The 26,015-nt window shown below is 72.4% G+C and carries 26 protein-coding genes and 1 pseudogene; 18 read left to right on the top strand and 9 right to left on the bottom strand.

The window, feature by feature from the left end; all coding sequences use genetic code 11:
• Nucleotides 1-137: 137 nt before the first annotated feature.
• Entirely contained in the window at nucleotides 138-2,384 is a 2,247-nt protein-coding gene (locus OHA72_RS03010) for a hypothetical protein (RefSeq protein WP_327006331.1), read from the top strand.
• A gap of 98 nt (nucleotides 2,385-2,482) precedes the next feature.
• On the opposite strand, the gene OHA72_RS03005 is transcribed toward OHA72_RS03010, so the two are convergent.
• Nucleotides 2,483-3,811, bottom strand: coding sequence for a DUF4349 domain-containing protein (locus OHA72_RS03005; protein ID WP_327006330.1), 1,329 nt, complete (start codon nucleotides 3,809-3,811; stop codon nucleotides 2,483-2,485).
• A gap of 145 nt (nucleotides 3,812-3,956) precedes the next feature.
• Here OHA72_RS03005 and OHA72_RS03000 point away from each other — a divergent pair, with 145 nt between their 5' ends.
• A complete protein-coding gene (locus tag OHA72_RS03000; RefSeq protein ID WP_327006329.1) occupies nucleotides 3,957-4,586 on the top strand; it encodes an MBL fold metallo-hydrolase in 630 nt (209 codons plus the stop codon).
• On the opposite strand, the gene OHA72_RS02995 is transcribed toward OHA72_RS03000, so the two are convergent.
• Entirely contained in the window at nucleotides 4,583-5,152 is a 570-nt protein-coding gene (locus tag OHA72_RS02995; protein ID WP_327006328.1) for a 3'-5' exonuclease, read from the bottom strand. The genes OHA72_RS03000 and OHA72_RS02995 overlap by 4 nt on opposite strands.
• A gap of 22 nt (nucleotides 5,153-5,174) precedes the next feature.
• On the opposite strand from OHA72_RS02995, the gene OHA72_RS02990 reads away from it, so the two are divergent.
• From OHA72_RS02990 to OHA72_RS02980, 3 genes are all read left to right on the top strand, one after another.
• Nucleotides 5,175-5,975 (top strand): TolC family protein, encoded by an 801-nt coding sequence (locus OHA72_RS02990; RefSeq protein ID WP_327006327.1) that lies wholly within the window; start codon nucleotides 5,175-5,177, stop codon nucleotides 5,973-5,975.
• Nucleotides 5,976-6,045: 70 nt separating this feature from the next.
• A complete protein-coding gene (locus OHA72_RS02985; RefSeq protein ID WP_327006326.1) occupies nucleotides 6,046-6,795 on the top strand; it encodes an SCO6745 family protein in 750 nt (249 codons plus the stop codon).
• The gene (locus tag OHA72_RS02980; protein ID WP_327006325.1) at nucleotides 6,792-7,742 is read left to right on the top strand and encodes a GNAT family N-acetyltransferase; all 951 of its coding nucleotides are present in this window, start codon (nucleotides 6,792-6,794) and stop codon (nucleotides 7,740-7,742) included. Before OHA72_RS02985 ends, OHA72_RS02980 begins: the two co-directional genes overlap by 4 nt.
• 671 nt (nucleotides 7,743-8,413) lie before the next feature.
• Here the strand turns inward: OHA72_RS02980 and OHA72_RS02975 are convergent.
• A complete protein-coding gene (locus tag OHA72_RS02975) occupies nucleotides 8,414-8,869 on the bottom strand; it encodes a gamma-glutamylcyclotransferase family protein (RefSeq protein ID WP_033358353.1) in 456 nt (151 codons plus the stop codon).
• 164 nt (nucleotides 8,870-9,033) lie between these two features.
• Here OHA72_RS02975 and OHA72_RS02970 point away from each other — a divergent pair, with 164 nt between their 5' ends.
• On the top strand, nucleotides 9,034-10,437 hold the full coding sequence (locus OHA72_RS02970) for an NAD(P)H-quinone dehydrogenase (protein WP_327006324.1): 1,404 nt from the start codon (nucleotides 9,034-9,036) through the stop codon (nucleotides 10,435-10,437).
• Here OHA72_RS02970 and OHA72_RS02965 read toward each other — a convergent pair.
• Nucleotides 10,434-10,967, bottom strand: a complete 534-nt coding sequence (locus OHA72_RS02965) for a 2'-5' RNA ligase family protein (protein ID WP_327006323.1) — start codon at nucleotides 10,965-10,967, stop codon at nucleotides 10,434-10,436. The two genes, OHA72_RS02970 and OHA72_RS02965, sit on opposite strands and share 4 nt — an antisense overlap.
• Nucleotides 10,949-11,764, bottom strand: a complete 816-nt coding sequence (locus tag OHA72_RS02960) for an Fpg/Nei family DNA glycosylase (protein ID WP_327006322.1) — start codon at nucleotides 11,762-11,764, stop codon at nucleotides 10,949-10,951. The genes OHA72_RS02965 and OHA72_RS02960 overlap by 19 nt, the downstream gene beginning before the upstream one ends.
• A gap of 199 nt (nucleotides 11,765-11,963) precedes the next feature.
• Here OHA72_RS02960 and thrS point away from each other — a divergent pair, with 199 nt between their 5' ends.
• The 6 genes from thrS (at nucleotide 11,964) to OHA72_RS02930 (ending at nucleotide 16,047) form a co-directional block, all read left to right on the top strand.
• The gene (thrS, locus tag OHA72_RS02955; RefSeq protein ID WP_327006321.1) at nucleotides 11,964-13,160 is read left to right on the top strand and encodes a threonine--tRNA ligase; all 1,197 of its coding nucleotides are present in this window, start codon (nucleotides 11,964-11,966) and stop codon (nucleotides 13,158-13,160) included.
• 33 nt (nucleotides 13,161-13,193) lie between these two features.
• Nucleotides 13,194-13,949: a DUF3152 domain-containing protein gene (locus tag OHA72_RS02950; protein WP_327006320.1), complete on the top strand. Its 756-nt coding sequence runs from the start codon at nucleotides 13,194-13,196 to the stop codon at nucleotides 13,947-13,949.
• 44 nt (nucleotides 13,950-13,993) lie between these two features.
• A complete protein-coding gene (locus OHA72_RS02945; protein WP_327006319.1) occupies nucleotides 13,994-14,503 on the top strand; it encodes a SigE family RNA polymerase sigma factor in 510 nt (169 codons plus the stop codon).
• A gap of 114 nt (nucleotides 14,504-14,617) precedes the next feature.
• Nucleotides 14,618-15,004 (top strand): hypothetical protein, encoded by a 387-nt coding sequence (locus OHA72_RS02940; protein WP_327006318.1) that lies wholly within the window; start codon nucleotides 14,618-14,620, stop codon nucleotides 15,002-15,004.
• The gene (locus OHA72_RS02935; RefSeq protein WP_327006317.1) at nucleotides 15,001-15,597 is read left to right on the top strand and encodes a hypothetical protein; all 597 of its coding nucleotides are present in this window, start codon (nucleotides 15,001-15,003) and stop codon (nucleotides 15,595-15,597) included. Before OHA72_RS02940 ends, OHA72_RS02935 begins: the two co-directional genes overlap by 4 nt.
• Before the next feature lie 87 nt (nucleotides 15,598-15,684).
• A complete protein-coding gene (locus tag OHA72_RS02930; protein WP_327006316.1) occupies nucleotides 15,685-16,047 on the top strand; it encodes a heavy metal-binding domain-containing protein in 363 nt (120 codons plus the stop codon).
• Here the strand turns inward: OHA72_RS02930 and OHA72_RS02925 are convergent.
• On the bottom strand, nucleotides 16,028-17,773 hold the full coding sequence (locus OHA72_RS02925) for an acetyl/propionyl/methylcrotonyl-CoA carboxylase subunit alpha (RefSeq protein ID WP_327006315.1): 1,746 nt from the start codon (nucleotides 17,771-17,773) through the stop codon (nucleotides 16,028-16,030). The two genes, OHA72_RS02930 and OHA72_RS02925, sit on opposite strands and share 20 nt — an antisense overlap.
• Before the next feature lie 115 nt (nucleotides 17,774-17,888).
• On the opposite strand from OHA72_RS02925, the gene OHA72_RS02920 reads away from it, so the two are divergent.
• The 4 genes from OHA72_RS02920 to OHA72_RS02905 all read left to right on the top strand — a co-directional run bounded on the left by OHA72_RS02920 (nucleotide 17,889) and on the right by OHA72_RS02905 (nucleotide 21,668).
• The gene (locus OHA72_RS02920; RefSeq protein WP_327006314.1) at nucleotides 17,889-18,524 is read left to right on the top strand and encodes a PadR family transcriptional regulator; all 636 of its coding nucleotides are present in this window, start codon (nucleotides 17,889-17,891) and stop codon (nucleotides 18,522-18,524) included.
• An 85-nt stretch (nucleotides 18,525-18,609) separates the two neighbouring features.
• Entirely contained in the window at nucleotides 18,610-19,566 is a 957-nt protein-coding gene (locus OHA72_RS02915; RefSeq protein ID WP_327006313.1) for an ATP-binding cassette domain-containing protein, read from the top strand.
• A gap of 6 nt (nucleotides 19,567-19,572) precedes the next feature.
• The gene (locus OHA72_RS02910; protein ID WP_327006312.1) at nucleotides 19,573-20,328 is read left to right on the top strand and encodes an ABC transporter permease; all 756 of its coding nucleotides are present in this window, start codon (nucleotides 19,573-19,575) and stop codon (nucleotides 20,326-20,328) included.
• Between the two features lie 161 nt (nucleotides 20,329-20,489).
• Nucleotides 20,490-21,668: an MFS transporter gene (locus OHA72_RS02905; protein WP_327006311.1), complete on the top strand. Its 1,179-nt coding sequence runs from the start codon at nucleotides 20,490-20,492 to the stop codon at nucleotides 21,666-21,668.
• Here OHA72_RS02905 and OHA72_RS02900 read toward each other — a convergent pair.
• On the bottom strand, nucleotides 21,646-22,305 hold the full coding sequence (locus OHA72_RS02900; protein ID WP_327006310.1) for an O-methyltransferase: 660 nt from the start codon (nucleotides 22,303-22,305) through the stop codon (nucleotides 21,646-21,648). The two genes, OHA72_RS02905 and OHA72_RS02900, sit on opposite strands and share 23 nt — an antisense overlap.
• On the bottom strand, nucleotides 22,302-22,916 hold the full coding sequence (locus tag OHA72_RS02895) for a Maf family protein (protein ID WP_327006309.1): 615 nt from the start codon (nucleotides 22,914-22,916) through the stop codon (nucleotides 22,302-22,304). Before OHA72_RS02895 ends, OHA72_RS02900 begins: the two co-directional genes overlap by 4 nt.
• 27 nt (nucleotides 22,917-22,943) lie before the next feature.
• Between OHA72_RS02895 and OHA72_RS02890 the strand changes: the two are divergent.
• Nucleotides 22,944-23,180 (top strand): annotated as a pseudogene (locus OHA72_RS02890) (MscL family protein); the annotation flags it as partial.
• A gap of 341 nt (nucleotides 23,181-23,521) precedes the next feature.
• On the opposite strand, the gene OHA72_RS02885 reads toward OHA72_RS02890, so the two are convergent.
• Nucleotides 23,522-23,740, bottom strand: a complete 219-nt coding sequence (locus OHA72_RS02885; RefSeq protein ID WP_327011433.1) for an acyl-CoA carboxylase subunit epsilon — start codon at nucleotides 23,738-23,740, stop codon at nucleotides 23,522-23,524.
• A 108-nt stretch (nucleotides 23,741-23,848) separates the two neighbouring features.
• On the opposite strand from OHA72_RS02885, the gene OHA72_RS02880 reads away from it, so the two are divergent.
• Nucleotides 23,849-25,993: a prealbumin-like fold domain-containing protein gene (locus OHA72_RS02880; RefSeq protein WP_327006308.1), complete on the top strand. Its 2,145-nt coding sequence runs from the start codon at nucleotides 23,849-23,851 to the stop codon at nucleotides 25,991-25,993.
• Nucleotides 25,994-26,015: the final 22 nt, after the last annotated feature.

The following is a 26,015-nucleotide window of genomic DNA, read 5'->3' as shown; positions in this document are numbered from 1 at the left end:
GCAAAGCAGAAGCACGCAAAGCAGGAGCACGCAAAGCAGGAGCACGCAAGGCAGGAGCACGCAAGCAGGAGCACGCAAAGCAGAAGCACTGGCCCGAGGGCTATCTAAAAGCGTCACTGGTCTGATAGCCATGGGCCGTGGTCACTGAGTTGCGTGTGCACGGCGTCACGGGCACCCCGGCGGAGGACGTCCTCGACCGGCCGCTGCTGCGGCGGGTCGCGGGCGACACCGACGCTGGGTTCTTCCGCCCCCGCGCGGAGTACGGCGCCGTCACCGGCCCCGGCGGCGTGACCCTGGAGGCCTACCGCTGGGGCAACCTCACCGCCGGCGCCGCCGCCCGGGCGCTCTGGCTGCTCCTGCTGCCGTTCATGTTCGCCAACGTCGCCATCTGGCTGCGGCCCGACGTCGGCCCCGGACCCCGGGCCGTGATCCGGGCGATCACCCGCGTCTTCGCGCTGACCATGACCGCGTCGTTCGTCCTGGCGTTCGTCGAGATCTCGATGGACCTCGTCGGCTGGCAGTGCGCGGCGCTGCCCCGCTGCCTGCAGGACCGCGGGTACCTGTCGATTCTCGCGGACGGCACGTTCGCCACGACCAGCCGGCGGCTCGCCGTCACCGCTCTGATCCCCGTCGTCGCGATCGCGTTCCTGTGGTTCCTCGGCCGGCGCACCTGGGCGCGGTACGAGGCGTACCCCGTCACCACCGACGGCGACGGCGACGGCCTGGCGCACCCGTGCTTCTGGAACGGCCGGCCCCTCGTCGGCAGGCTCCGGTCGCTGCACATCGCGGTCGCGTTCGGCACCCTCGACGCGGTGCTGCTCGGCGTGCTCGTCCCGCACGACCGGCATCCGCTCGGGTACGTCCTCGCCGCCGTCACCGCCGTCATCCTGCTGTCGGGGTTCCTCGCGGTGACCCTGAGCGCCGTCGTGCACCGCGACAGCCCGGCCGCATGGGCGAAGCCGTTCACGCGCGTGCTGAGCCACGCCGCCGTCGTGCTGACCGGCTTCGTGCTCGCGTACGCCTGCCTCAACCGCGACCCGTGGACGGCCAAGGACCGGCTGCCGGTCTTCAGCGGCACCGTCACCGTGCTCTTCGGCGTGCAGGTCCTGCTGATGCTCGTGCTCGGCGGCGTGGTCCTGGGGACCCGCCCGAAGCGCACGTTCCTGCAAGGGCTCGCGGGCCCGCTGATCGCCAGCACCGGGCTCGGCGTCGCCGTCGCGTTCGCCGCCGGGATGGCGTACCGGGTCGCCGACTTCCTCGACCGCCGGGCGCTGCCGTCCACCGCGGACTACAAGGAGGCCCGCCACCTGATCGAACCGCCGCCCGCGTACGAGTGGGCCGCCGCCGGGTTCGTCCTGCTGCTGGTGCTCGCCGTGCTGGTCGGGCTGAGCATGGGGCTGCCGCTGGTGCGCCGCCTGCGCAGGTACGCCCGGGTCGTCACCGACGCCGACTTCCGCGGCGGCCGGCAGCGCGACGGGCGGCGGGCCCGGCACATCGACACCGCCGTCGCCGACGCCCTCGTCACCGACCACGTCGGCCGCATGCTCGTCTGGGTGTTCGTGCCGGCCGCCGCGGCGGCGGTCGTCGCGACCGGGTTCGCGCTGCTGGGGCAGCGGCCGATCCGGCTGGCGTCCTCCGGTTCGGCGGCGGCCGAGGTGATGTCGGTCGTGGTCAACCTCGGCACCTACCTCATCGGACTGTCGGCGTTCGCGCTCGTGTTCATCGGTGTACTGGCATACCGGTACCAGCGATTCCGCCGGATCGTCGGCGTGCTGTGGGACCTCGGCACGTTCTGGCCGCGGGCCGCGCATCCCCTCGCGCCGCCCTGCTACGCCGAGCGGGTCGTGCCGGAGCTGGCCCGGCGCACCGGGTGGCTCGCCGCCGAGCAGGGCGGGGTCGTGCTGTCCGGGCACAGCCAGGGCACCGTCCTGGCCGCCGCGACCGTCCTGCAGCTGCCGCCGGAGGCGCAGGCCCGCACCACGCTGCTGACCTACGGCTCGCCGCTGCGCCGCCTGTACGCGAGGTTCTTCCCCGCCTACGTCAACGACGCGGTGCTGGAACGCATCGGCGCGGTGCTGGCCCGCCCCGAGGATGGCGTCCTCGACGCGGGTCAGCACAGCCCCCGTTGGGTCAACCTCTGGCGGGACACCGACCCGATCGGCGGCCCGGTGCAGTCACCGACCGCACGGGATGTGCGGCTGGTGGACCCGCCGGGCTTCGACATCGCACCCGGTGACACGGTGTTCCCCAAGGTTGACGGGCACTCCGGCTACCAGCTGCGGCCCGCGTTCGGCGCTGCCGTGGCCGGACTCGTGACGGTCCTGTCGAGCACCTCGGCCGAGCCGCCGACGGTGGAGAACCCGTCGGCGCACCCGACGCCCTGACCGGACACTGCTCATCGGTGGTGCGTGACCCGTTCCGGGGTCACCGGTCGTCCTCGTCGCGCTTCGGCGGCGCCTCGGACGGCGCCTCGGACGGCGCCTCAGTCGGCGCCTCGGACGGTGGCTGGCCCGGCCCCCGGCCGCCGGCAGGCGACGCGGAGGCCGGACCGGTACCGGCGGCCGGACCGCCGGCAGGCGCCGGAGACGGGGCCCGTCCCGGCCGCGGGACCGGTGGACGGCGGCGCGGTGACAGGACCGCCGGTGGCGGGCGGCGCCGACACCGCGCCGTGACCGGCCGGCATGGCAGCAGGACCACCGGCGGGCGGCATCGAGCCAGGACCACCGGCGGGCGGTGCGGAGACCGGACCCGCGGCGGGCGGTGCGGAGACCGGGCCGCGAGCGGGCGGCACCACGGCGGGCGGCGGGCCGGGCCGCGCACCTGCTCCCGGGCGCGGGGCGGTCGGGAACGCGGCCGTCGGCGGGGTCCAGCCCGGCGCCGGACCACCCGGCTGCGCGCCCGCGGCGACCAGCGCGGGACGGCTCGGCCGGAAGCGGCGGAAGAGCCGGACCAGGACGTACAGCGGCACACCCAGCAGCAGCAGCCACGGGACCAGCCAGCCCAGCACCGTCAGCGCCACCTGCAGCGAGGCGAGGAACGCCTTCATGCCCGACTTGAAACCGGCCACGATGCCGATCTCGTCCTTGTCGCGGGTGATCGCCGCCTCGGGGCCGAGCAGCTGCAGCGTGATCGTCGACAGCGCGGTCAGGCCGTCGAGCTTGCGCTTGCGGGCCTGCAGGGACTCGAGGTCCGACAGGCGGCGCGACAGCTCCGACTCCAGCGAGGTGATCTCGCCGATGGTGGTGGCCTTCGCCAGGAGCGCGCGGATGCGGTCGACGCTGGCCTCGGCGTTGTTCAGCCGCGCCTGCACGTCCACGACCTGGTCGGTCACGTCCTGCGCGGTGATGGTGCGGTCCTCCTCGTCGCCGAGGTCCTTGAGCTGCTCCAGCGTCGGCGTGAACTTCGCCGCCGGGATCCGCAGCACCAGCGTGCCCGTGGAGCGGCGGTCGTCGCGCCGGCGGTTGTCGCCGCCGACGAAGCCGCCCGCCGCGGTGGCCAGCGTGATCGCCTTCGCGGCCGCGGCGTCGACGTCGTCCACGCGGACGGTCATCGAGCCGGAGTAGATGATCGAGCGGTTCTCGACGTCGAGGTTGTCGGGGACCTTGTTCTGGTTCGGGTCCTGCAGCGGCTCCTTGGCGGGGCCGGCCCCCGGGCCGCCGCCGCCCTCCTGCGCCACCCCGGGCGCGACCGCGCCGCGGTCCGCCGAGCTGGGCGCGGCGGAGTCCTTGCTGTCGCCGGCGCAACCGCCCACTGCGACGAGCAGCGCGGCACCCACCGCCGTGAGGAACACTCTGGTGCGCCTGACTGACATGACGCCTCCTGGGTAGGGTCGATCGGAGCGATCGAACTGCACCCTGGGACGTAGCCGGGCCGCACCCCGGTTCCCGCCCCCAGCGTCACGGTTGCGACACAGCAGAGCCACGGCGAGAGCACAGCAAGCAGAGGAGACGGAGCCCATGCGCATCACCAAGTTCACGCACGCCTGTCTGCGCATCGAGCACGACGGCGGGGTGCTGGTGATCGACCCGGGCGTCTTCAGCGAGGCGGAGGCCCTCGACGGCGCCGACGCCGTGCTCATCACGCACGAGCACTTCGACCACGTCGACATCGAGGCGCTGCGGGCACTGAAACGCCCCGAGTTCACCGTGCACACCCACGCCGACGTCGAGGCGCAGCTCACGGACCTCGACGCCGACGTGTATGCGGTCGCGCCCGGCGACACCTTCGTCGCGGCCGGGATGACGGTCCGCGCCCACGGCGGCAGGCACGCGGTCATCCACCCGGACATCCCCCAGGTCGTCAACGTCGGCTTCGTGATCGACACCCCGGACGGCCCGCTCTACCACCCGGGCGACGCGCTCCACGTGCCGGACGAGCAGATCGCGACCTTGTTCGTGCCGGTGTCCGCGCCGTGGCTGAAGCTCGCCGAGGCGATCGACTTCACCCGGGAGGTCGCGCCGGAGCGGGCGTTCGCGCTGCACGACAGCCTGCTGGTGGACGCCGGTCAGCAGATGGTCACCGGGCACATGATCAGGCTGTCCGGCACCCGGTACGCCCGCCTGGAGCCCGGCACCAGCGTGGGTTAAGGCCTCCAGGCCATCAGGTTGGCGAAGAGCTCCGCCTGTTCGACGGCGTCGTCGAGGGCGTGATGGGTGTGCCGGCGCTTCGACAGCAGATGCGCCGGCATGCGGCTCTTCACTGCCGCGCCGATGGGGACGCCCGCGCGGACCGCGTACAGGGTCTTGATGTCCAGGCAGCCCGAGTGGCCGAAGACGCTGCTGCCGGCGAAGCGCAGCAGGTACCAGTACAGGAACATCCAGTCGAACACCGCCGGGTAGGCGACGATGACCGGCCGCCCGGCGCCGGCGGTGCGCGTGACCCAGGCGCTGAGCTCGGCCATGGCGGTCGCCGGGTCGGCGCCGTCGCGCAGCAGGGCCGCCCGGTCCAGCCCGGACACCGCCAGGGCCTCCGGGACGAAGTCGTCGCTGATCGGGCGCAGCTCCCGGTAGAACGTCTCAGCGGTCGGGTCCGCCGCGACGAACACCCCGTCGGAGCGGCCGGCGACGGCGAGGCCGAGGCTCACCATCGAATACGGCCCGGGGATCGGGCCGTCGGCCTCGACATCGAGGGAGAAATAGACGTCCGCGCGCATCCGGTGATCCTACGATCGGATGGTGGACGATGCGCTCGCCGCCGTGGTGGCAAGGCTGTACGCGGTGCCGCCGGAGGAGTTCGTCACGGTGCGCTCCGAAGAGGTCGCCAAGGCCCGCAAGGCGCGCGACACCGGGCTGGCCGCCGCGATCGGCAAGCTGCGCAAGCCGACGGTCGCGGCGTGGCTGGTCAACCTCCTCGCCCACGAGCGGCCCGACCTGGTCGAGGAGCTGCTCGAGCTGGCCGTGGAGCTGCGCGACGCCCAACGCGAGCTGCGCGGCGCGGAGCTGCGCGAGCTGTCGACCAGGCGCCGCTCCACCGTCGCCGCCCTGGCGAAGGAGTCCGCCCGCCTCGCCGGCCCCGACCGGGGCAACCTTCCGCTGCAGGAGGTGGAGGGAACGTTCGCGGCAGCGCTCGCCGATGCGACGGCGGCGGCGGCGGTACAGCAGGGAGCGCTGACAAAATCGCTCGAGTACACGGGTTTCGGGGAAACCCCACGACCGCAGCTGCGACTGCTCCAGGGCGGTGAGGACGCGCCCCGGCTGAGCACCGTGACCGCGAAACGGTCCACGCCGACGCAGGACGACCGGGAGCAGCGCGCCGAGGCCCGCCGGCGGGAGGAGGAGCGGCGCCAGGCCGAGGCCGAACACGCCAGGGTGGTCAAGCAGGCCCGCCGCGAACTGATGACGGCGCTGCAGCAGCTGACCGACGCGGAGACCGCGAAATCCGAGGCGGAGCGCGCCGTCGCCGCCGCGGAGAAAGCGATCAAATCAGCCGAGAAGCGGGTGAAAATCGCGCAGGACGCCCTCGCGGACCTGTCCTGAACCCGACCGGACCCGCTCCCACGAACGTGTGCCTACTCTGTGATCCACCCGAGCAGGCAGAATGAGCCGGGTGACTCCCGAGCAGGCGGCAGCGGCGGCGAAGCAGGCCGTCCTGATGCTGGGCGGCGCGTTCAGCGACGACCCCAAGACCATGCGCCGCGCTCGGCAGATCGGGCTGACCGGCTGGGCGTTCTACGTCGCCGGCCGCGGCGGCGCCCTCGGCGACGTGCGGGCCGACACCGTCGCCGCGGCGCTCGGGTTCATCGCGCCCGAGGCGGTGCAGGACGGCTGGGACGCCGCCCGCAAGGTCGCCCCGCCCGAGCAGATCGCCGCGGACAACCTCGACGAGTGCTGCCGGTGGGGCCGCGAGCACCTGGAGAGCTTCTACGCCCTGCCGAAGCTCGTCGAGCTCGCCGAGCGGGTCGTGGTCAGCGCCGAGACGGCCGGCATGCCGCTGTTCGCGGCGTGGCGGGCGATGCCGCTGCCCGACGACTCACCCGGAGCCCGCGCCGCCGTCCTGGCCCACCTGCTGCGCGAGCACCGCGGCGCCGCGCACCTGCTCGCCATCCGCGCCAGCGGCCTGAGCCCTCTGGAAGCGATCATCGCCGGCCCCGAGGGCGAGGCCGGCGCGACGGCGTTCGGCTGGCAGCCGCCGTTCCCGCCCTTCGAGCCGCTGGTGCGCCGCCGCAGCTGGGCAGAGGCCCTCACCGACCGCATCGCCGGCGAAGCGTTCCGCGCCCTGGCACCCACCGAGCGCATCGAACTGGTCAACCTGCTCGACGCGGCGGTGACCACCGTCCGGGAGGCGGCACCCGTATGAGTTCTCTGCCCGGTCTCGACGGCTGGACCGTGCGCGGCTGCACACTGCGCGACGTGCCCGCGATCCTCGCGATCACCCGGGCCAGTGACATGGCCGCCCTCGGCGAGCCGGACTGGTCCGAGGACGAGGTCGTGGCGACGCTCACCGCCCCGGCCGAGGACCCGGCGGTCGATTCGTGGCTCGCCGCGGGCCCCGACGGCGAGCCGGTCGCCTGGGCCTATGTCGACAACCCGCAGCGCGGCGTGCGCGACAACGTCGAGGTGTACGGCTGGCCCGGCCGCGGCGAACCGGCCTACGGCCCGCTGCTGGACCTCGCCATCGCCCGGGCCGCCGAACGCGCCCGCCGCAACGGCTTCGCGCGCTCCATCCTGCGCGCCGGGACGCTCGCCTCGGAGACGGCGCTGGTGGCGGTACTGGACGGGCACGGCTTCGCCTTCGTCAAACGGCACGCCCGGATGAGCCGCCCGCTGACCGGCGACGAGCGCGCCCCGTCCGGCTTCGACATCCGCCCCGTGCGCCCCGACGAGCTGCCACGCTTCCACGAGGTGCTCGAGTCGGCCTTCGCGGACACCCCCGACTTCCAGCCGACCGGCTACGACGACTGGCGCGCGGCGATCGACGGGCTGCCGTCGGTCAGCTGGGACGAGTGGTTCGTGGCGCTGGTCGACGGCGAGATCGTCGGCGTGCTGCAGTCCGCCGACCAGGCCGTCGAGCACGGCGAGGGCTGGATCAAGAACCTGGCCGTGTTGTGTGGTCACCGGAAGTCCGGCATCGGCGGGGCGTTGCTGCGTACTGCCTTCGCGGCGTACGCGGCTAAGGGGCGCAGTGGGGCCGGGTTGGGGGTCGATCTGACCAATCCGACTGGGGCTTATCGGTTGTATACGGGGGTGGGGATGACGGTGACGTTTGCTGCGGATGTCTATGAGCGTCCGCTCGACGTTCCCTGATGCGCTGGCTACCTTGCGGTCGCTCTTCGCGTGCGTGATCGTCATCTCCGTAATAGAAAATCCGACACGGCTGCGGCCGTTTGTGGTTCCGCGCAGCCTTCGGCGGCGCGACGGGTAGCGCGGTTGCCGTCCGTGCCGTCTTGCGGTGATGCCAAGCCAGGTCCGCGCTCACATGATCCAGCGCCGTCGAGGTCGTCGTTCGGTGGTGCCACACCGTCGCTGGTTTCAAAAACCATCGCAAATCACCCAAACCGTGGCACGCCCGAGGCGTGCACCAAGATCCAGTCCGGCCCCGTCTTGATCGAAGGATCCGGGTGGTCGTCCGGACGGCCACGGCCGTCCTTCGATCATGGGGCGGGGTGGAAGATCGCCGTCCTGAGCGTGGGTACTACCCGGTCTAGTGATCGATGGTTTTCGTTTTTTGACCAGCGGCGGTGTTGTAGCACCGAATGATGCGCTCGACGGCGCTGGATCATGTGAGTTCGGACCTGGCTTGGGATCACCGCGACTACGGCACGGACGGTGACTGCGCTACCTGTCGCGCTGCCGACAGGCTGCGCGGAACCACGAAGGCCGCAGCCGTGATGGATTTTCTATTACGGGCATGCCGAACCCGCACGCGAACCGCAACGGCAAGGTAGCCGGCGAAGCGGGCAGAGAGACCGGGCCCGCTACGGCATGGCGGTCTTCGTGGGCCGGGCGCGCAGCGCGTCGAGGTAGTCCGCCGGCGCGCCGGCCTTCGCGGCCGCGTTGGCGATCTCGGCGAGATACCAGGCCGTCGGCAGGCCGCCCTCGTACCCGTTGAAGACGTAGACCCACGCGGTCGCGTCGCCGTCGAGGGTGGCCACGCGCAGGTGCAGCTTCTGGTACGTGCCGGCGAGCGCGCCCTCGACCTCGTCGAGCTGCTTCTCGTCGTTGGGGTGGACGTCGTAGAGCGCGACGAAGACCCGGTCGCCGGGTGACTCGACGATCGTGGTGACCGAGCCCTCCCAGCCGAGGACATCCTCACCGGCGAACGTCAGCCGCCAGCCTTCCAGCCAGCCGGTGCCGATCATCGGCGAATACGGACAGTAGGCCCGCATGCGGGCTGGGTCCAGGTTCGAGCCATACGCGGCGTAATGACGCACGGCGATGACGATAAACCCGTCAGGGTGCGGGAGAGAATACTGCAGAGCGTGTCGGATTCGGATCCACTCGTCGGCGCGGTGCGGCCGTTCGGTTGGGGCGCCGCCCGCGGGTGCGTGCCGACGGGGGACAATAGGGCGTCAAGGGGTGAGAAGGGGTGGCGTTCGTGGGCCGGATCGTGATCATCGGAGGGGGCCCGGCGGGCTATGAGGCGGCCCTGGTCGCCGCGCAGCTCGGTGCCGAGGTCACCGTGATCGAGGCCGAAGGCGCTGGTGGCGCGTGCGTGCTGCACGACTGCGTGCCGTCCAAGACCTTCATCGCCAGCTCGAGCGTGGTCACCGCGCACCTGGACACCGAGGAGTTCGGCGTCATGGGGCCGCCCGGCGACGACGTGCGGGTCGACGGTCCGGCGGTGCACCGGCGGGTGAAGCGGCTGGCCGCGGCGCAGTCGGGCGACATCCACTCGAAATTGCTCAAAGCGGGTGTTGAGTTCGTCACGGGCACAGCGCGCCTCGGTGAGGACACGCTGGGTCACACTCATGCGGTGCAGATCACACCCGCCGGCGGTAACGCTCCGTATGTGATTGCGGCCTCAACGGTACTGCTGGCCTCCGGCGCGACGCCCAGGGTGCTGCCGACCGCGGTGCCGGACGGCGAGCGGATCCTCGACTGGCGCCAGGTGTATGACCTGCCGCAGCTGCCCGAGCACCTCATCGTCGTCGGGTCCGGCGTCACGGGCGCCGAGTTCGCCTCGGCGTATCTGGCGATGGGCATCGCCGTGACACTGGTCTCCAGCCGGGACCGGGTCATGCCGCACGAGGACCCCGACGCCGCCATGGCGATCGAGCGGGTCTTCCGGGCGCGTGGCATGACGATCCTCAACAACTCCCGCGCGGCCGCCGCCCGCCGGGTCGACGGCGGGGTCGTGGTCGAGCTCGCCGACGGCCGCTCCGTGGAGGGCTCGCACGTGCTGATGGCGGTCGGCTCCGTGCCGCAGACGGCCACGCTCGGGCTGACGGAGTACGGCGTCGAGGTCGCCCCCGGCGGCTACGTCACCGTCGACCGGGTGTCGCGCACCAACGTCCCCGGCATCTACGCCGCGGGCGACTGCACCGGGCTGCTGCCGCTGGCCAGTGTCGCCGCCATGCAGGGCCGCATCGCGATGTGGCACGCGCTGGGCGAGGCCGTCGCGCCGCTGAAGCTGCGCACCGTCGCCGCGAACGTGTTCACCGACCCCGAGCTGGCCTCCGTCGGCATCACGCAGTCCGACATCGACAGCGGCAAGGTCCCGGCGCGGTCGGTCATGCTGCCCCTCGCCGGTAACGCCCGGGCGAAGATGGACGGGCTCGACGACGGGTTCGTGAAGATCTTCTGCCGGCCGGCGTCGGGGCTGGTCGTCGGCGGGGTCGTGGTCGCGCCGAAGGCGAGCGAGCTGATCATGCCGATCGCGATGGCGGTCGAGAACCACCTGAGCGTCGACCAGCTCGCCCACACCATCACGATCTACCCGTCGATCTCCGGCTCGGTCGCGGAGGCGGCGCGGCAGCTGATGCTCCACGCCGAGGACTAGGGCAGCTCCCGGTAGATGTCGCGGGCGTAGTCGACGACCGCGGCCCTGGTGACCGTGGCCTCGATGGGCAGGACCTCCAGGCAGCGGCGCAGCGCCTCGGTGAGGATCGGGCGCGGCACCCGCATGGACACGGTGCAGTGCGGGACCCACTCGCCGGGGTCGTACAGGGGCAGGCTCTCGATGCCGGCGCCCGTGAGGTGCCGCCACACGTCGGCCTGGTGGCGCATCAGGTCCGGGGTCGGCGCCAGGCCCAGGAACATGACCCGGCCGACGAACACCCCGGCGAACTGGAAGTTGAGCCGCAGCGGCGTAGCGACCCGCACCGGTGCCAGGGCCTCGGCGACCGCGTCCGGGTCGAGGGCGCGGGCGCCGATCAGCGAGACGTGCGGCCGGTGCTTGCCGTCGTGCGGCGTGCGCAGCGTCTGCACGCCGAGCTCCTCCAGCAGGTCCCACAGCACGCGGATCCGGCGGGTGGAGCGCTCGTCGAGATGCATCTCCAGGGCGGCGACCATCAGCGGGTCGCCTGGCACGCCGGGCACCAGTACGCGTTGCGGGCGTTGAGCTCCGCCGTGCGCACCGGGGTACCGCAGATCAGGCAGGGCAGGCCCGCGCGGCGGTACACGTAGACCTCGCCGCCGTGCCGGTCGACGCGTGGGGCGCGGCCCATCGCCTCGGGCAGGTGGACACTGTGGACGGTGTCGATGCGGCCGTCCTGTACACCGGCGCGCATCAGCATCCGCAGATCCTGCCAGATCGCGTTCCACCGCGGGCGGGTCAGCCGCCGGCCGGGGACCGTGGGGCGCAGCCGGGCCCGGAACAGGGCCTCCGTCACGTAGATGAGGCCAGCCCCGGCGACCACCGACTGATCCATCAGCAGTGCCATCAGCGGCCGGTCGGATTTCTTGATGATGGTGTACGCCGCCACCCCGCCGTCGTCGACGTCGCTGAGCGGGTCCGGGCCGAGCCGGGCGTGCAGGGCCTCGACCTGCAGCGGGTCGAGCAGCTCGCACGCCGTCGGGCCGCGCAGGTCGAGCCAGTGCGCGCCGTTGGCCATCCGCAGCCGCACCTCCCCGACGGCCGGCGGCGGGTCCGCGTCGCCGTCGGTGAACTTGCCGTACAGCCCGAGGTGGACGTGCAGCGTCACGTCGCCCTCGTAGTGGTGCAGCAGGTGTTTGCCGTGGGCGGAGGTGCCCAGCAGTACCCGCCCGTCGACGCGGGCGGCGCCGTCGGCGAACCGGCCCTGTGGGCTGCTGACCGCAACGGCGCGGCCGGCGAACAGCGCGCGGTGCCGCCCGGCGAGGCGGTGGATGGTGTGACCTTCAGGCACCGAACGTTTATACCCGTCGCGCCGCGACCGTGGCGCGCTATTCTCGGGGGCATGAGTCGCAGCGCACTGTCCACGACGACGCCGGGTCCACCCCGGCGGCGCTGACACTCGTCGTTCAGCCATGCTCCGGGGCGCCTGCGCTCCGGAGCATTTTCGTGCGCCCGAGGTGCCGCGCCCCCCTGTCACAGGGAGCCTCCTCATGCAGGACCATCGCAAACTCGGCCGCGACCTCGAACTGTTCCACTCCGACCCGCTCGTCGGCGCCGGGCTGCCGCTGTGGCTGCCCGCCGGTGCCGCCGCCCGCCGCGCCGTGGAGGACTACCTCCACGCCCTCGAACGCCGCAACGGCTATCAGCACGTCTACTCGCCGCCCCTGGCGAAACGCGAGATGTACGTCAGGTCCGGGCACCTGCCGCATTTCGCCGACGACATGTTCCCGCCGATGGCGTTGAGCGAGCACGACGCGTTCGTGCTGCGCCCCAGCCTCTGCCCGCACCACGCGGCCGTGTTCAACGCGCGCGGCCGCTCCTACCGCGAACTGCCGCTGCGCATCGGTGAGATCGGCGGGCAGTACCGCGCCGAACGCTCCGGTGTCCTCGGTGGACTGTCGCGGGTCCGGGCGATATCCCTCAACGACGGGCATGTCTTCTGCACCGAGGAGCAGGTGCACGGCGAGGTCGTCGAGTCGCTGCGGCTCATGCGGGTGGCGCACGAGGCGCTCGGCTTCAAGCCCTCGTCGTTCCGGCTGTCGCTGCGCGGCGAGGGCGGCAAGTACGTCGACGACCCCGCCATGTGGGACAAGGCGTCCTCGGTCCTGCGTGCCGCCCTCGACGACGCCGGCGTGTCCTATGTGGAGGCTCCCGGGGAGGCGGCCTTCTACGGCCCGAAGGTCGACGTGCAGCTGCTCGACCACGCCGGCCGGGAGAGCACCCTCGCGACCGTGCAGGTCGACTACTTCCAGCCGGCCCGTTTCGACCTGTCCTATGTGGACGCCGGTGGCGAGCGGCGCCGCCCGGTCATGGTGCACCGCAGCGTCGCCGGCAGCATGGAACGGCTCTTCGCGCACCTCATCGAGGTGCACGACGGGGCGTTCCCGGCCTGGTACGCGCCGCTGCAGGTGGCCGTGCTCCCCGTCTCCGACGCCTGCGCCGGCGGCGAGTTCCTGCGCGCCTGCCGCGCCGCCGACCTGCGGGTCGAGGAGTGGCACGCGGGCAGCCTCGGCGCCCGGATCCGCCAGGCGGTGGCGCGCAAGGTGCCGTACGTCGCGGTCGTCGGCGAACGGGAGGCCGCCGACGGCGCGGTGTCGCTGCGCCCGCGCGATCCCGGTGCGCTGTCGGGGGTGCTGCCGATCGGGTCGGCGGTCGCCGCGTTGTCGGAAGTGTGCTCGGCCCCATAAACAGGCGGGCGCGACCGGTGCGTCAGTCCAGGTGTGCGGATCTTCCGGATCGTCGTCCTGCTCGCCCTCGTGGCCGGCTGCTCGTCCACGCCGTCCTACTCGGCGCCCGCGGTGTCGCCCGCGGTGTCGCCGGTGGTGTCCTCGGCCCCCGCTCCCACGCGGGGGCCGGCCACCGTCGACGTGCCCGTCATCAGGTACCCCGTCGAGGGCGGCGGGCAGTTCGACTTCGCCCAGGCCGCCGGGCCGGTCGTCGGGGGCAAGGGCACGCTGCTGAGCTACCGGGTCGGGGTCGAGCGCGGCATCACCGGCGTGGACGCCGCCACGTTCGGCGACGCCGTCGAGCTCATCTACGCCGACACGCGCAGCTGGCCCGCCACCGGCAACTGGCGGCTGCGCCGGGCCGGCCAGGGCGAACGGTTCGACTACACCATCTACCTCGCCACCCCGGCGACCCGCGACGTGCTGTGCGGCAACGGCTACGACCGGTACACCTCGTGCAGGAACGGCAACACCGTCGTCGTCAACGTGGCACGCTGGGCGCGCGGCATTCCCGGGTACGGCGCCGACCTCACCGCCTACCGGCAGTATGTGGTCAACCACGAGACCGGTCACCGCCTCGGCCGCGGCCACGAGCTGTGCCCCGGCCCCGGGCGCCCGGCGCCCGTCATGCAGCAGCAGACCCTCGGGCTGCACGGCTGCGTCGCCAACCCGTGGCCGATCGTCGACGGCCGGCCCTATGCGGGGCGCTCCGGGCAGTACAACGATCCGACTCCCGAGGAATCGCCATAAACGCCCGGGCACCCGGCCTCGTCTAGGAGGTGAGGGGGTGCTGTGTGCAGGACTTCGACGACTTCGTGACGGGTCGCAGCGCGTCGCTGCTCCGGTTCGCCTATCTGCTGACCGGGGACCGGCACCTCGCCGAGGACCTGACCCAGGAGGCCCTCGTGCGGGCGCACCGCCGCTGGCACGCCATCACCGGCGAGGACGGTCCGGAGCCGTACGTGCGCCGGGTGATCCTGCGGCAGTACCTGTCGTGGCGCCGCCGCCGCGCGAGCACCGAACGGCCGGTCGCCGAGCCACCCGACGGCCCGGCCGGTGGTGACCTCGCCGACCGGGTGGCCGACGCCGACGAGCTGTGGACCGCGTTGCACACGCTGCCCCGCTCGCAGCGTGCCGTGGTCGTCCTGCGCTACTACGAGGACCTTCCCGACGCCGAGATCGCCAGGCTGCTCGGGTGCGCCCAGGCAACCGTCCGCGTCCACGCGTTCCACGCACTGCACCGGCTCCGGTCCGTGCTGACCCCCGTGCCGGCCTCCTTCGGCTCCCGTGGAGACAAGTCATGAGCTTCCGTGCAGACGTGCCAGTGACCTTCCATGGAGGCGGAGCATGAGCTTCCGTGCAGACGTGCCAGTGACCTTCCGCGCAGACGTGTCAGTGAGCTTCCGTGGAGGCGGGGCATGAGCGACGTCGAACATCGCGTCCGCGACCTGCTGGAGCGCCACGCCGCCGACGCCCCGCCCGGCGCGACCCTGCTCACCGCCGTGCGCAGGGAGAGCCGGCGCCGCACGCGGCGCACCCGCGTCCTGCTCGCCGCGGTCGTCACGGTGCTCGCCGGCGCCGGCGCTACCCTGCCGCTACGGCTCGCCACCGCGCCCATGACGGTCGCCGCGCCGTCCACGCTGAGCGAGCCGGCCACCCCCGCGACCGTCACGTTCCCCCTCAGCCTGCCCGCCGACCCGGGCACGACGCCGCCGCCCGGCCCGGCCGAGGTGCGGCTCGCCGCGGGGCTGCCGACCCTCCGACCCAGCCGCTGCCGGGCACCGGCGGCGTCACCGCCACCGTGACCGCGAGCCCGGCCCGCCCGGCGGTGCTGGCCACCGCGACCGGCACCACCCCCCTCACGGTCCGCGGCCACCCCGGCCACGCCGTCGAGTGGTCCGACGACGCCGGCGGCCCGGAGCTCTCGCTGGTGTGGCAGGAGAGCGCCGAGCAGTGGTTCGAGCTGCGGGCGTCCCCCCGGGTGCCGGTGGACCGCCTGGCCGGGTTCGCCAAGAGCCTCGTGCCCGTCCCGGTCACCGCGCCGGCGCCGTTCACGTTCGCCCTCGTCCCCGACGGCTACACCATCGACAACGTCAGCCCCGCCGCCGTGACCTTCTGCCCCGCGGACGTCGCCTTCGACCAGTCCTTCGTCGGCAAGATCACCGTGATGCTGGGCGTGACCGGCGAGCAGTCCCCGGGCCGCCGGGTCGACGTCGCCGGCCACCCGGGCACGCTGACCGACCCGGCCGGCGGCTACCTCGCGCTGCAGGTCGACCTGGGCGACGGGCGGCTGCTCGTGGTGCAGTCCGCGGTGCGGGTGCCGCTGCCGGAGCCCGACCTGATCCGCTTCGCCGCCGGCATCACCGTCAACCCCACTGCCACCCCCGGCCAGGGCTGACGAGGAATTGTCCCGGACGCAGGGGAGCAGTGGGGTGGTTCACAGTAGATGCACCCTAAACCGTACATATGGGCATACGATTCATTTGTGTTAGTTGTAACCACTGAAGGCTTACCGGGGTACGAGATCACCACGGTGCTCGGCGAGGTGCTGGGCGTGTGCCCCACGTCGCGGAACCCGTTCGCGGCGGGGCTGCGGTCCACCGAGGGCGGGCCGGGAATGGACATGTCGCAGTTCCTGGTGCAGACCAGGGCCAAGGCGGTCGGGCAGATGGTGCACGTGGCGGAGCAGCGCGGCGCGAACGCCGTGGTCGGGATGCGCTTCCACCACCGCGACTTCACCAACACCTGGGCGGAGATGTGCGCCTACGGCACGGCCGTGGTCGCCGTGCCGCTGCACGCCAGCTCGGGCGCCCACGCGGCGGAGCGGGCTACTTCAGGGTCGCGATGACGGCGCCGGCGGAGACGACCTCACCGACGGCGGCCGACAGGTCGGTGACGACGCCGGACTTGTGAGCGTTGAGGGGCTGCTCCATCTTCATCGCCTCCAGCACGACGATCAGGTCGCCCTCGGCGACGGTGTCGCCCTCCGCGACCGCGATCTTGACGATGGTGCCCTGCATGGGGCTGGTGAGCGCGTCGCCGCCGGCGGCGCCGGACTGCTTCTTGGGGGTCGAGCGCCGGCGCGGTGCGCCGGCGGCAACGGGGGCGGCGCCCGCGCCGAAGCCGGCCGGCAGCGAGACCTCCAGGCGCTTGCCGCCGACCTCCACGACGACCGTCGAGCGCTCCTCGGCGGCGGGCAGGTCTGCGGCGGGCGCGGTGAACGGCGGGACCGTGTTGACCCACTCGGTCTCGATCCAGCGGGTGTGCACCCGGAACGGCGACGCGGTGAAGGCCTCGTCGCGCAGGACGGCGCGGTGGAAGGGCAGCGCGGTGGCCATGCCGTCGACGACCATCTCGTCGAGGGCGCGGCGGGCCCGCTCCAGGGCCTGCTCGCGGGTCTCCCCGGTGATTATGACCTTGGCCAGCAGCGAGTCGAAGTTGCCGCCGATGACGCTGCCGGACTCGATGCCGGCGTCGACGCGGACGCCGGGGCCGGTCGGCAGCCGCAGGACGGTGACGGTGCCGGGGGCGGGCAGGAAGCCGCGGCCCGGGTCCTCGCCGTTGATGCGGAACTCGATGGAGTGCCCGCGCGGCTCGGGGTCGGCGTCGAAGCGGAGCTTCTCGCCGTCGGCGACGCGGAACTGCTCGCGGACCAGGTCGATGCCGGCGGTCTCCTCGCTGACCGGGTGCTCGACCTGCAGGCGGGTGTTGACCTCCAGGAAGGAGATCGTGCCGTCGTTGCCGACCAGGTATTCCACGGTGCCGGCGCCGTGATAGCCGGCCTCGCGGCAGATGGCCTTCGCCGACTCGTGGATCTGGGTGCGCTGGGCGTCGGTGAGGAACGGCGCGGGCGCCTCCTCGACCAGCTTCTGGTGGCGGCGCTGCAGTGAGCAGTCGCGGGTGCCGACGACGATCACGTTGCCGTGCTGGTCGGCGAGGACCTGGGCCTCGACGTGGCGGGGCTGGTCGAGATACCGCTCGACGAAGCACTCGCCCCGCCCGAACGCGGCGACGGCCTCGCGGGTCGCGGACTCGAACAGGGCCGGGATCTCCTCGATGGTGCGGGCGACCTTGAGGCCGCGGCCGCCACCGCCGAAGGCGGCCTTGATGGCGACGGGCAGGCCGTGCTCCCGGGCGAACGCGACGATCTCGTCGGCGTCGCGGGCGGGCTCGGCGGTGCCGGGGACGAGGGGCGCGCCGGCCCGCTGCGCGATGTGCCGGGCGGTCACCTTGTCGCCGAGGTCGCGGATGGCCTGCGGGGTGGGCCCGATCCAGGTCAGCCCGGCGTCGATGACCGCCTGGGCGAAGGCGGCGTTCTCGGAGAGGAACCCGTAGCCGGGGTGCACGGCGTCGGCGCCGGCCGCGACGGCGACCTCGATGACCTTCTCGATGCGCAGATACGAGGCGGCGGCGGTGTCGCCGCCGAGCGCGTAGGCCTCGTCGGCGAGGCGGGTGTGCAGCGCGTCGCGGTCCGAGTCGGCGTAGATCGCGACACTGGCCAGACCGGCATCGCGGCAGGCGCGGATGACGCGGACGGCGATCTCGCCACGGTTGGCGATGAGAACCTTGCGCACGCTGAACGCTCCCTCGGGTAACCCTCCAGCGCAGTCTAGGCGACCTGCTCGGCGGGGACCGCTGCCAACAATGTCACTGAGTGCCGTAGTCAAGAAACACCATTACGATAGTGTCGTGTCTACTACGCGTCTGATGATCATGGGGCTGATCTCCTACCTCCAGCCCGTCCACGGCTACGACATCCGCAAGGAGTTGACCAGCTGGAACGTTGAGAGCTGGGCCAACGTGCAGCCGGGCTCGATCTATCACGCGCTGCGCCGGATGACCGAGGAGGGCCTGCTCGAGGCGGTCGACACCGAGCAGGTGGACGGGCGTCCGGCCCGCACCAGGTATCAGCTGACGAAGGCCGGCGAGGTCGAATACCAGACGATGCTGCGGCGGTACTGGTGGGAGTACGCCGAGCCGGTCGACCCGTTCCTGGCCGCGTTCGCGTTCCTGCCGTCGCTGCCGCGGGCCGAGGCGGTCGGCGCGCTGCGGGCCCGCGCGAGGCTCCTGGAGAGCTGGGTGGCGACCTATCGCGATAGCGGCGACGAATGGGCCGTCGGCAAGCCGCCGCACGTGGGCTGGCAGTTCGAGCTGACCATGCTGCGGTCCGAGGCGGAGGCCCGCTGGTGCCACGACGTCGCCGCCCGGGTCGAGGCCGGAGAGGGTTCGCACTTCGCCGAGGACTCCGAGGAGCACGGCGCCGAGGCGTGGCGCAAGGCGATCCGCGAGCAATTCGGCGAGCCGGTCGACGAGGACGAGGATTGAAACGCGATATATATCTGTCTTGACTAGTAGAACTATATCGCGTTAGGTTGACCCTGCGAGACACGAGACGACAGGGGAGACCGTCATGATCGAGACGAAGGGTCTGCGGAAGTCGTACCGCTCACGGGCCGGTCGCGAGACCAAGGTCGTCGAAGCGGTGCGGGGGGTCGATCTCTCCGTCAAGGAGGGGGAGATCTACGGCTTCCTCGGCCCCAACGGCGCCGGCAAGACCACGACGCTGCGGATGCTGGCCACGCTCATCACGCCCGACGGCGGCGAGGCCGTCATCGCCGGCGCGGACCTGCTGAAGCACCCCGGCGAGGTGCGCCGCCGGATCGGCTACGTCGCCCAGGGCGGCAGCACCTGGGACGAGAGCACCGCCCGTGAGGAGCTGGTGCTGCAGGCCCGCTTCTACGGCATCCACAAGGCCGAGGCGCAGCAGCGGGCGAAGAAGGCCCTGGAGGCGTTCCAGCTCACCGAATACGCGGACCGCAAGACGAAGACCTACTCCGGTGGCCAGCGCCGGCGGGTCGACATCGCGCTCGGCATCATCCACGGGCCGAAGGTGGTGTTCCTCGACGAGCCGACCACCGGGCTCGACCCGCAGAGCCGCGCCCACATGTGGGACGAGGTGCGCCGCCTGCGCGACGAGGGCATGACCGTCTTCATCACCACGCACTACCTCGACGAGGCCGACGCCCTCTGCGACCGGATCGCGATCATGGACCACGGCGAGATCGTCACCGAGGGCACGGTCGACGACCTCAAGCGCGAGGTCGCCGGCGACGTGGTCACGGTCGGCGTCAACGGCGCCGCGAAGGCCGCCACCGACCTGCTCAAGGGCCAGGACTACGTCCGCAAGATCGAGGAGAACCAGGACCACTCGCTGCGGCTGTATGTCGACGAGGGCGCCGTGGCGATCCCGCACATCCTTCGCGTCCTGGACACCGCCGGCGTGCAGCTCAAGCAGATGGAGCTGCACCGCCCCAGCCTGGACGACGTCTTCCTCACCAAGACCGGCCGTTCACTTCGGGAAAGCTGAGTAGCGATGAAATTCCTCCGCGACACCTGGCTCGTCTTTGCCCGCCAGATGCAGCTCATGCTCCGCCAGCCGGTGTGGCTGATCGTCGGGGTCGTCCAGCCGCTGTTCTACCTGTTGCTCTTCGCGCCGCTGCTCAAGCCTGCGCTGGGCGTGCAGACCAACGCCGAGGCGTACAAGCTGTTCGTCCCCGGCCTGCTGGTGCTGCTGGCGATGTTCGGCTCGCTGTTCACCGGCTTCGGCCTGATCGCCGAGCTGCGCGCCGGCGTCATCGAGCGCAGCAGGGTCACCCCGGTCAGCCGCCTGGCCCTGCTGATCGGCCGCTCGCTGCGCGACGTCGTGTCGCTGCTGTTCCAGGCGGCGCTCATCGTCATCATCGCCGTCGGGTTCGGCCTCAAGGTCAACGTGCTCGACGTGCTCGCGGCGTTCGCGCTGATGGCGATCATCTCGCTGATGCTGTCGGCGTTCTCCTACGCGATCTCGTTGAAGCTGCGCAGTGAGGACGCCCTGGCGCCGCTGCTCAACACGATCTCGCAGCCGCTGCTGCTGACGGCCGGCATCCTGCTGCCGCTCACGTTCGCCCCGACCTGGCTCAAGCGGGTCGCCGACTGGAACCCGTTCTCCTGGGCCACCGACGGCGTCCGGGCCCTGTTCGCCGGCGACGCGGGCGCGGACTCGGTCTGGCAGGCCGCCGTCGTGATCGGCGGGCTGACCCTGATCACCGTCGTGTGGGCCTCCCGCGCCTTCGCCCGAGGCGTCCGCTAGGCAACGCTTGAGTGCGGCGCGCAGCGTCGCATGGGGGTGTGGGTGGGAACCCCCACTGCTCTTCCGGCCGATAGGCCGCCGAGGCAAGAAACTGTACCGGTAACGACCGTCACCGTCTCGGCCCCTTCCAACCTTGGGAGGGGCCGTGACACCGTCAGGTGGTGCCGCGACTCGTCCGTGACCGTCTCACCTGGGTCATCTATGTGCAGCTGTCCCTGTGGTGCTACTTCCTCTACGGGTTCGGGCCGGTGGCCCCGCTGCTGCGCGACGAGTTGCACATCAGCCGCACCCTCGCGAGCCTGCACGGCACCGGCTTCGCGGTCGGCGGCATCATCGGCGGCGCGGTCATCCCCGCCCTGACCCGCAGGTACGGCCGCAACCGCCTCATCTGGGGCGGCCTGACGCTGATCAGTGCCGCCGCCGTGGGCATGTTCGCCGCGCACCACCTGGCGCTGACCCTCACCTTCGCGACGCTCGCGAGCTTCGGCGGGTCGCTGCTGGTCAACGGGGTCGTCGCGGCCCTCACCGAGCACCACGGCACCGCCGGCCCGGCCGCGATCAGCGAGGCCAACGCCGCGGCCGCCGCGGTCGGCCTGGTCGCCCCGCTGGTCGTCGGCCTGGCCTACGGCATCGGCCTGGGGTGGCGGGTCGGGCTGGTGCTCGTGGTCGTCCCCACCCTGTTGCTGGCGGTGTTCGCCGGGGTACGGGCACCCGAGCCCCTCCAGGTCGTCACCGCCGACGGCAAGCGCGTCCGCAGGCTCCCCACCACCTACTGGCTGGCCGCGACGAGCCTGTTCGCGACGGGCTCGGTCGAGGTCTGCCTGACGCTGTGGGGCAGTGACGTGCTGCGGGCCCACGCCGACGTGTCGGCGGGGGTGGCCACCGCGGCGGTGTCGATGATGATCGCCGGGATGGTCGCCGGAAGGATCATCGGCGGGCGGCTGCTGCTGCGGTACCGGCCGACCCGCATGCTCCTGGCGGCCCTCGGCGTGTCGGCGGCGGGCTTCGCGCTGTTCTGGTCGGCGACGGTGCCGTGGCTGGCGGTCTCCGGCCTGTTCGTCTGCGGGCTGGGCGTCGGCCTGCACTACCCGCTCGGCATCGGGCTGGCGCTCGCGCACTCCGACGGGCAGCCGGACCTCGCCGCCGCGCGGGCCTCCTTCGCCGTCGGGATCTCCTTTGCCGTCGCCCCGTTCGCGTTGGGGGCGATCGCCGACGCGGTCGGCCCGCACACCGCATTCCTGCTCGTGCCCGGGTTCCTGCTGCTCAGTGTGGTGGTGGTGGCGCGGCTGGACCGCGCCACCCTGCCACCGGTGCCGGTCAGAGCCGTCGAGCCAGTGTGAGCCCGTCGGCGATCGGCAGGATCATCGAGTCGACCCGGTCGTCGGCCAGGACCCGACGGTTGAACTCGACCATCGCGAGGGTGCCTTCGTCGCCCGGGTCCGGGTCGATGATGTGGCCGTGCCGCAGCACGTTGTCGACCAGGATCAGGCCGCCGGGCCTGGTGCGGGGCACGACCGCCTCCCAGTAGCCGAGGTAACCGGTCTTGTCCGCGTCGATGAAGACCAGGTCGAGGTGCGGCTCGGCGGGCAGCGCGGCGAGGGTCTGCGCGGCCGGGCCGATCCGCAGCTCGACGCGGTCGTCGAGGCCGGCGCGCCGCCAGTACCGCCGGGCCATCGACGTGAACTCCTCCGACACGTCGAGGCAGGTCAGCCGCCCGCCGTCGGCGAGCCCGCGGGCGATCGCGATCGACGACAGCCCGGTGAACGTGCCGATCTCGAGGGCCCGCCGTGCCCCGGTGATCCGGGTCAGGAGGGTCAGCAGCGCGGCCTGCTCGGGCGCGACCTGCATGCCGGCGTCGTGCGGCAGCGCCGCCGCGGTCTCCGCGATCAGGTCCCGCACCAGGTCGTCGGGCTCGCTGCCGTTGGCGACGACGTAGGCGTGCAGCGCGTCGGTGAGGGGAAGCGTCTGTCTCGTCATCGCTCGATCCTGCCCGACCAGTAGTCGGTCAGCCGAACGCCGAGGATCGCCATCAGCACCCGCAGCGTCGGCAGCGACAACCCGACGACGTTGCCGTGGTCGCCCTCGATGCGCTCGATGAACACGCCGCCGAGGCCGTCGATGGTGAACGCGCCGGCCACGTGCAGCGGCTCGCCGGTCGCCACGTACGCGTCGAGCTCCTCGTCGCTGGGCTCGGCGAAGTGCACGATCGTCTCGACGGTCTTCGACGTGTTGTTCCCCGTCGCCGTGTCGATCAGGCAGTGCCCGGTCTGCAGCACGCCGGAGCGCCCCCGCATCGCCTTCCAGCGGGCCACCGCGTCGGCGGCGTCGACGGGCTTGCCGAGGGCCTCGCCGTCGAAGGCCAGCATCGAGTCGCAGCCGAGCACGAGCGCCCCCTTGAGGGACGGGTCCAGCGACTCGGCGACCGCCTGGGCCTTGAGCTCGGCGAGGGTGCCCGCCAGGGCGGCGTCGCCGGAGGCCTCGACCGCGGCCTCGTCGACGCCGCTGACGATGACCCGTGGGTCGATGCCCGCGGACTGCAGCAGCTTGCGGCGGGCGGGGCTGGCCGAGGCGAGGATGAAGGTCTTCACGGGACGGACGTTAGTACCATCGCGGCCATGCGGAAGCTCTGGGCGGAGTTCAAGGCGATCGCGATCGGTGGCACGGTCCTGGACCTGGCTTTGGGTTTCATCATCGGCTCGGCGTTCGCCACGCTCGTCCAGTCGTTCGTGACCAACCTGTTCCTGCAGGCGGTCGCCTCCGTCGTCGGCGAGCCCGACTTCCAGAAGCTGGAGATCACGCTGCACCGCACGCCGATCAGGTACGGCGTGTTCCTCAACGACCTGCTCCAGTTCATGCTGCTGGCGGTCGCCCTGTTCGTGATCATCAAGTTCATGACCTGGATCGGCGTGGAGCGCGGCCGGTCCCTCGATCAGCGGCAGTGCCCGTTCTGCTTCGACCGGGTCCCGGGCGCCGCGCTCATCTGCCGGTCCTGCGGGCAGCAGCTCGTGGCGGACCTGCCGACGCTCGCCGAGGCCGAGCACCTGCTCGACGAGCGCGAGGCGCGGCGCTGGCCGACCTTGCCGGCGCTGCCGCCGATCGCGATCCCGCGCCGGAGGCCACCGGGAGCGGCCCCCCGCCCGGGACGAGACCCGGGACGAGGCGCCCGCGGCGGACGGGCCGCCGGCGGGAGGGCCTACTTCCAGCGGGGACGAGACCCTGGCCGGGCGCTCTGCCGCCAGCGGGACACCGGAGCCGGAGCCGGAGCCGCCGCGGCGGCCGGCCGGCTGAACAACACGCCCACGATCGCCGCGACCTCTTCGGCCGTCGGCGTGCCGCGGACGACCTTGAACAGCGCTTCCTCGGCCACCGTGACTCCCTGAAAGTGTGCGAAACGTTGCCGTCCTGCGAGCATACGCATGTATCGGCGGCGCATACTCAAGCGGAACGGGAGTCGATGGCGAGTTTGGGGGGCGCATTGACAAACGTCTCATTTCGAGCCGCGTCGATGCTCGTTGTCGGCGTGCTCCTCGCTGTCCTGTTGCCCGCGGTGCCCGGGCACGCCCGTGAAGGCGAGCAGCCGGCCTCGGTCTCCGCGTCGTTGCGCTACCAGATCACGTTCGTGGCGCGGTCCTGCGACTCCTACGCCGACGTCATGGCCAACCGGGTCCGTGACGACCGGATGGAGGCGGCGACCGCGCCGGGCCGGGGCAACGCGTACAAGGACGGCCAGGCGGTCGACCCGGCCGTCGAGGCCGCCAACGGCAGCGGCTGCACCGCGCTGCCCGGATGGCATTTCTCACTGGGACCCGGTCAGGAGAAGAAGGGCGCGCTGTCGACGGTGACGACGCCCGCCGTGGACTCCGGCGAGACCGTGGCGCAGGTGCCGCTGCTGGACGCCGCGGGGTACAAGACCGACAAGCTCATCGACGGCGCGGTGACCATGCAGCTGTCGCCGGAGCAGGCCAGCGCGTCCACGCACCGGCAGCTCTGGGTGCAGGGCGGCACGCCCGGCGATCCGCTGCTCGCCGCCGCGCGGCCCGGCTACGGCTTCGGCGCCCTGCGCTGCGCCGCCGACGGGCACGCCGGCGGCAACGTGCAGTGGCTCGGCTTCCCGGCCGGGACGCGGCACGTGTTCTGCTTCGCGTACTACGTGAAGTCCGCGCAGGCGCCGGGCACGCTGGTGGTGAAGGCCCGCACCGCCACGCCCACCGGCTACCCGCAGCGCTTCGCCTTCGACGCCTCCGCGAGCTACACCGCCGACAAGCGGATCCACGCCGACGCGACCACCGACGCGACCCTGGTGCGCAGCTCCGGCGGGACGCCCGGCACGGTCGTGTCGCGGACCCCGGCCGGCTGGACCCTCACCGACCTGAGCTGCGCGAAGAGCGGCGCCGGGCGCAGCCTCACCGCGACCGACGTCCCGACCGGGACCGCCACCGTGACCCTCGCCGCCGGTGAGGTCGTCACCTGCACGTTCACCTACACCCCGCCGGTCGCGCCGGCCGGGCTGACGCTGCGGCTGTTCGGCGACGCGCCCGGCGGCGCGTTCAACGTGTCCGTCGCATCCGGCGGCGGCGCCGACCCGCCGCGGCTGCTGCAGGCCGCTCCGACCGGTGACGGCTCCGCGACCGTCGCAGTCGGCGCCGACCTGTCCACGCTGCTGCCGGGCGCCTACCCGGTGACGCTCACCGCTCCCGCCGGCGAGGCCGCCGCGTGGACCCTCGCCGGGGCCGGCTGCGGCGGGACCGAGCTCAAGCCCGAAGGGCTGACCGTCACGGTCATGGTGGCCGCCGGCACGCCCACCGACTGCACCCTGCGGGTCACCCGCAAGGGCGGCGCCATCCAGCTGCGGTCCGTGACCGTCGGCGGCATCGGCGCGGCGTCGTTCGTGATCGCGCCGCGCACCCAGGGCTCGCCCGGCTGGTCCGGCGTCGCGACCACCACCGCCTTCGGCGAGGCCGCGATCGCCCAGGGCGTGCCCGGCGCGTTGCCGCTCGGCGAATACCTGGTGACACCGCTGCCGCCGCTCGCCACCGTCGACGGCAGCTGGCGGCTCAGCTCGTTCGCCTGCGACCCGGGCGAGTCGCAGGACGTGCCCAACGTCGGCGCCGACGTCGTGCCGCTCACCGCCGCCGAGCCGGCCGCGAAGTGCACCGCGACCTACCTGTTCGACGAGGCGCACCAGCTGCAGGTCACGGTCCGGTTCGCGGGCAGCACCAGCGGCCGCGGCGGCCCCGTCGTGCTCGACCTGGACTGCCTGGACGGCTCGACCGGCCGGGTCGTGCTGCCCGAGGACGACAACAGCGAGGCCACGCTGCCCGTGCCGCTGGGCTTCCTCGACCCGACGAGGTGCACGCTGCGGCGCCCGTCGACCCCTGCGGCGGCCGGCGCCACGGTGAGCGTCGGCGCGACGCTCGACCCGGCGCCGGGCAACGCACCACTGTCGATACCGGGCACCGTCGCCATCGGCGAGGACGCCGGCAAGGACGTCGACCTGTACACCGTGACCGTGACGGTGACCTTCACCGCGGACGACGCGGCGCCGACGCAGCAGAAGGTGCTGGACACGTTCCGCATCCTGCCGGTGGCCCTGATCGGCGCCGGGCTGGTCGGTATCGGGCTCGTCATCCTATTGATCATGGTCCTGCGGTCCCGCACCGACTGAATAGAGTGATCTGAGCAGGATC

It is taken from the genome of Dactylosporangium sp. NBC_01737, assembly GCF_035963215.1.
In the GTDB taxonomy this organism is placed as follows: Bacteria; Actinomycetota; Actinomycetes; order Mycobacteriales; family Micromonosporaceae; genus Dactylosporangium.
Note: the sequence above shows the minus strand (reverse complement) of the source record. Positions and strands in the feature narration are given on the sequence as shown.

Bases quoted from the DNA above. Each gene is read 5' to 3' on its own strand.
- thrS (WP_327006321.1), top strand. From the start codon at position 11,964: ATGCAGGACCATCGCAAACTCGGCCGCGACCTCGAACTGTTCCACTCC.
- OHA72_RS02910 (WP_327006312.1), top strand. From the start codon at position 19,573: ATGAAATTCCTCCGCGACACCTGGCTCGTCTTTGCCCGCCAGATGCAG.
- OHA72_RS03005 (WP_327006330.1), bottom strand. From the start codon at position 3,811: ATGTCAGTCAGGCGCACCAGAGTGTTCCTCACGGCGGTGGGTGCCGCG.
- OHA72_RS02980 (WP_327006325.1), top strand. From the start codon at position 6,792: ATGAGTTCTCTGCCCGGTCTCGACGGCTGGACCGTGCGCGGCTGCACA.
- OHA72_RS02940 (WP_327006318.1), top strand. From the start codon at position 14,618: ATGAGCGACGTCGAACATCGCGTCCGCGACCTGCTGGAGCGCCACGCC.
- OHA72_RS02995 (WP_327006328.1), bottom strand. From the start codon at position 5,152: ATGCGCGCGGACGTCTATTTCTCCCTCGATGTCGAGGCCGACGGCCCG.
- OHA72_RS03000 (WP_327006329.1), top strand. From the start codon at position 3,957: ATGCGCATCACCAAGTTCACGCACGCCTGTCTGCGCATCGAGCACGAC.
- OHA72_RS02900 (WP_327006310.1), bottom strand. From the start codon at position 22,305: ATGACGAGACAGACGCTTCCCCTCACCGACGCGCTGCACGCCTACGTC.
- OHA72_RS02885 (WP_327011433.1), bottom strand. From the start codon at position 23,740: ATGCTCGCAGGACGGCAACGTTTCGCACACTTTCAGGGAGTCACGGTG.
- OHA72_RS02915 (WP_327006313.1), top strand. From the start codon at position 18,610: ATGATCGAGACGAAGGGTCTGCGGAAGTCGTACCGCTCACGGGCCGGT.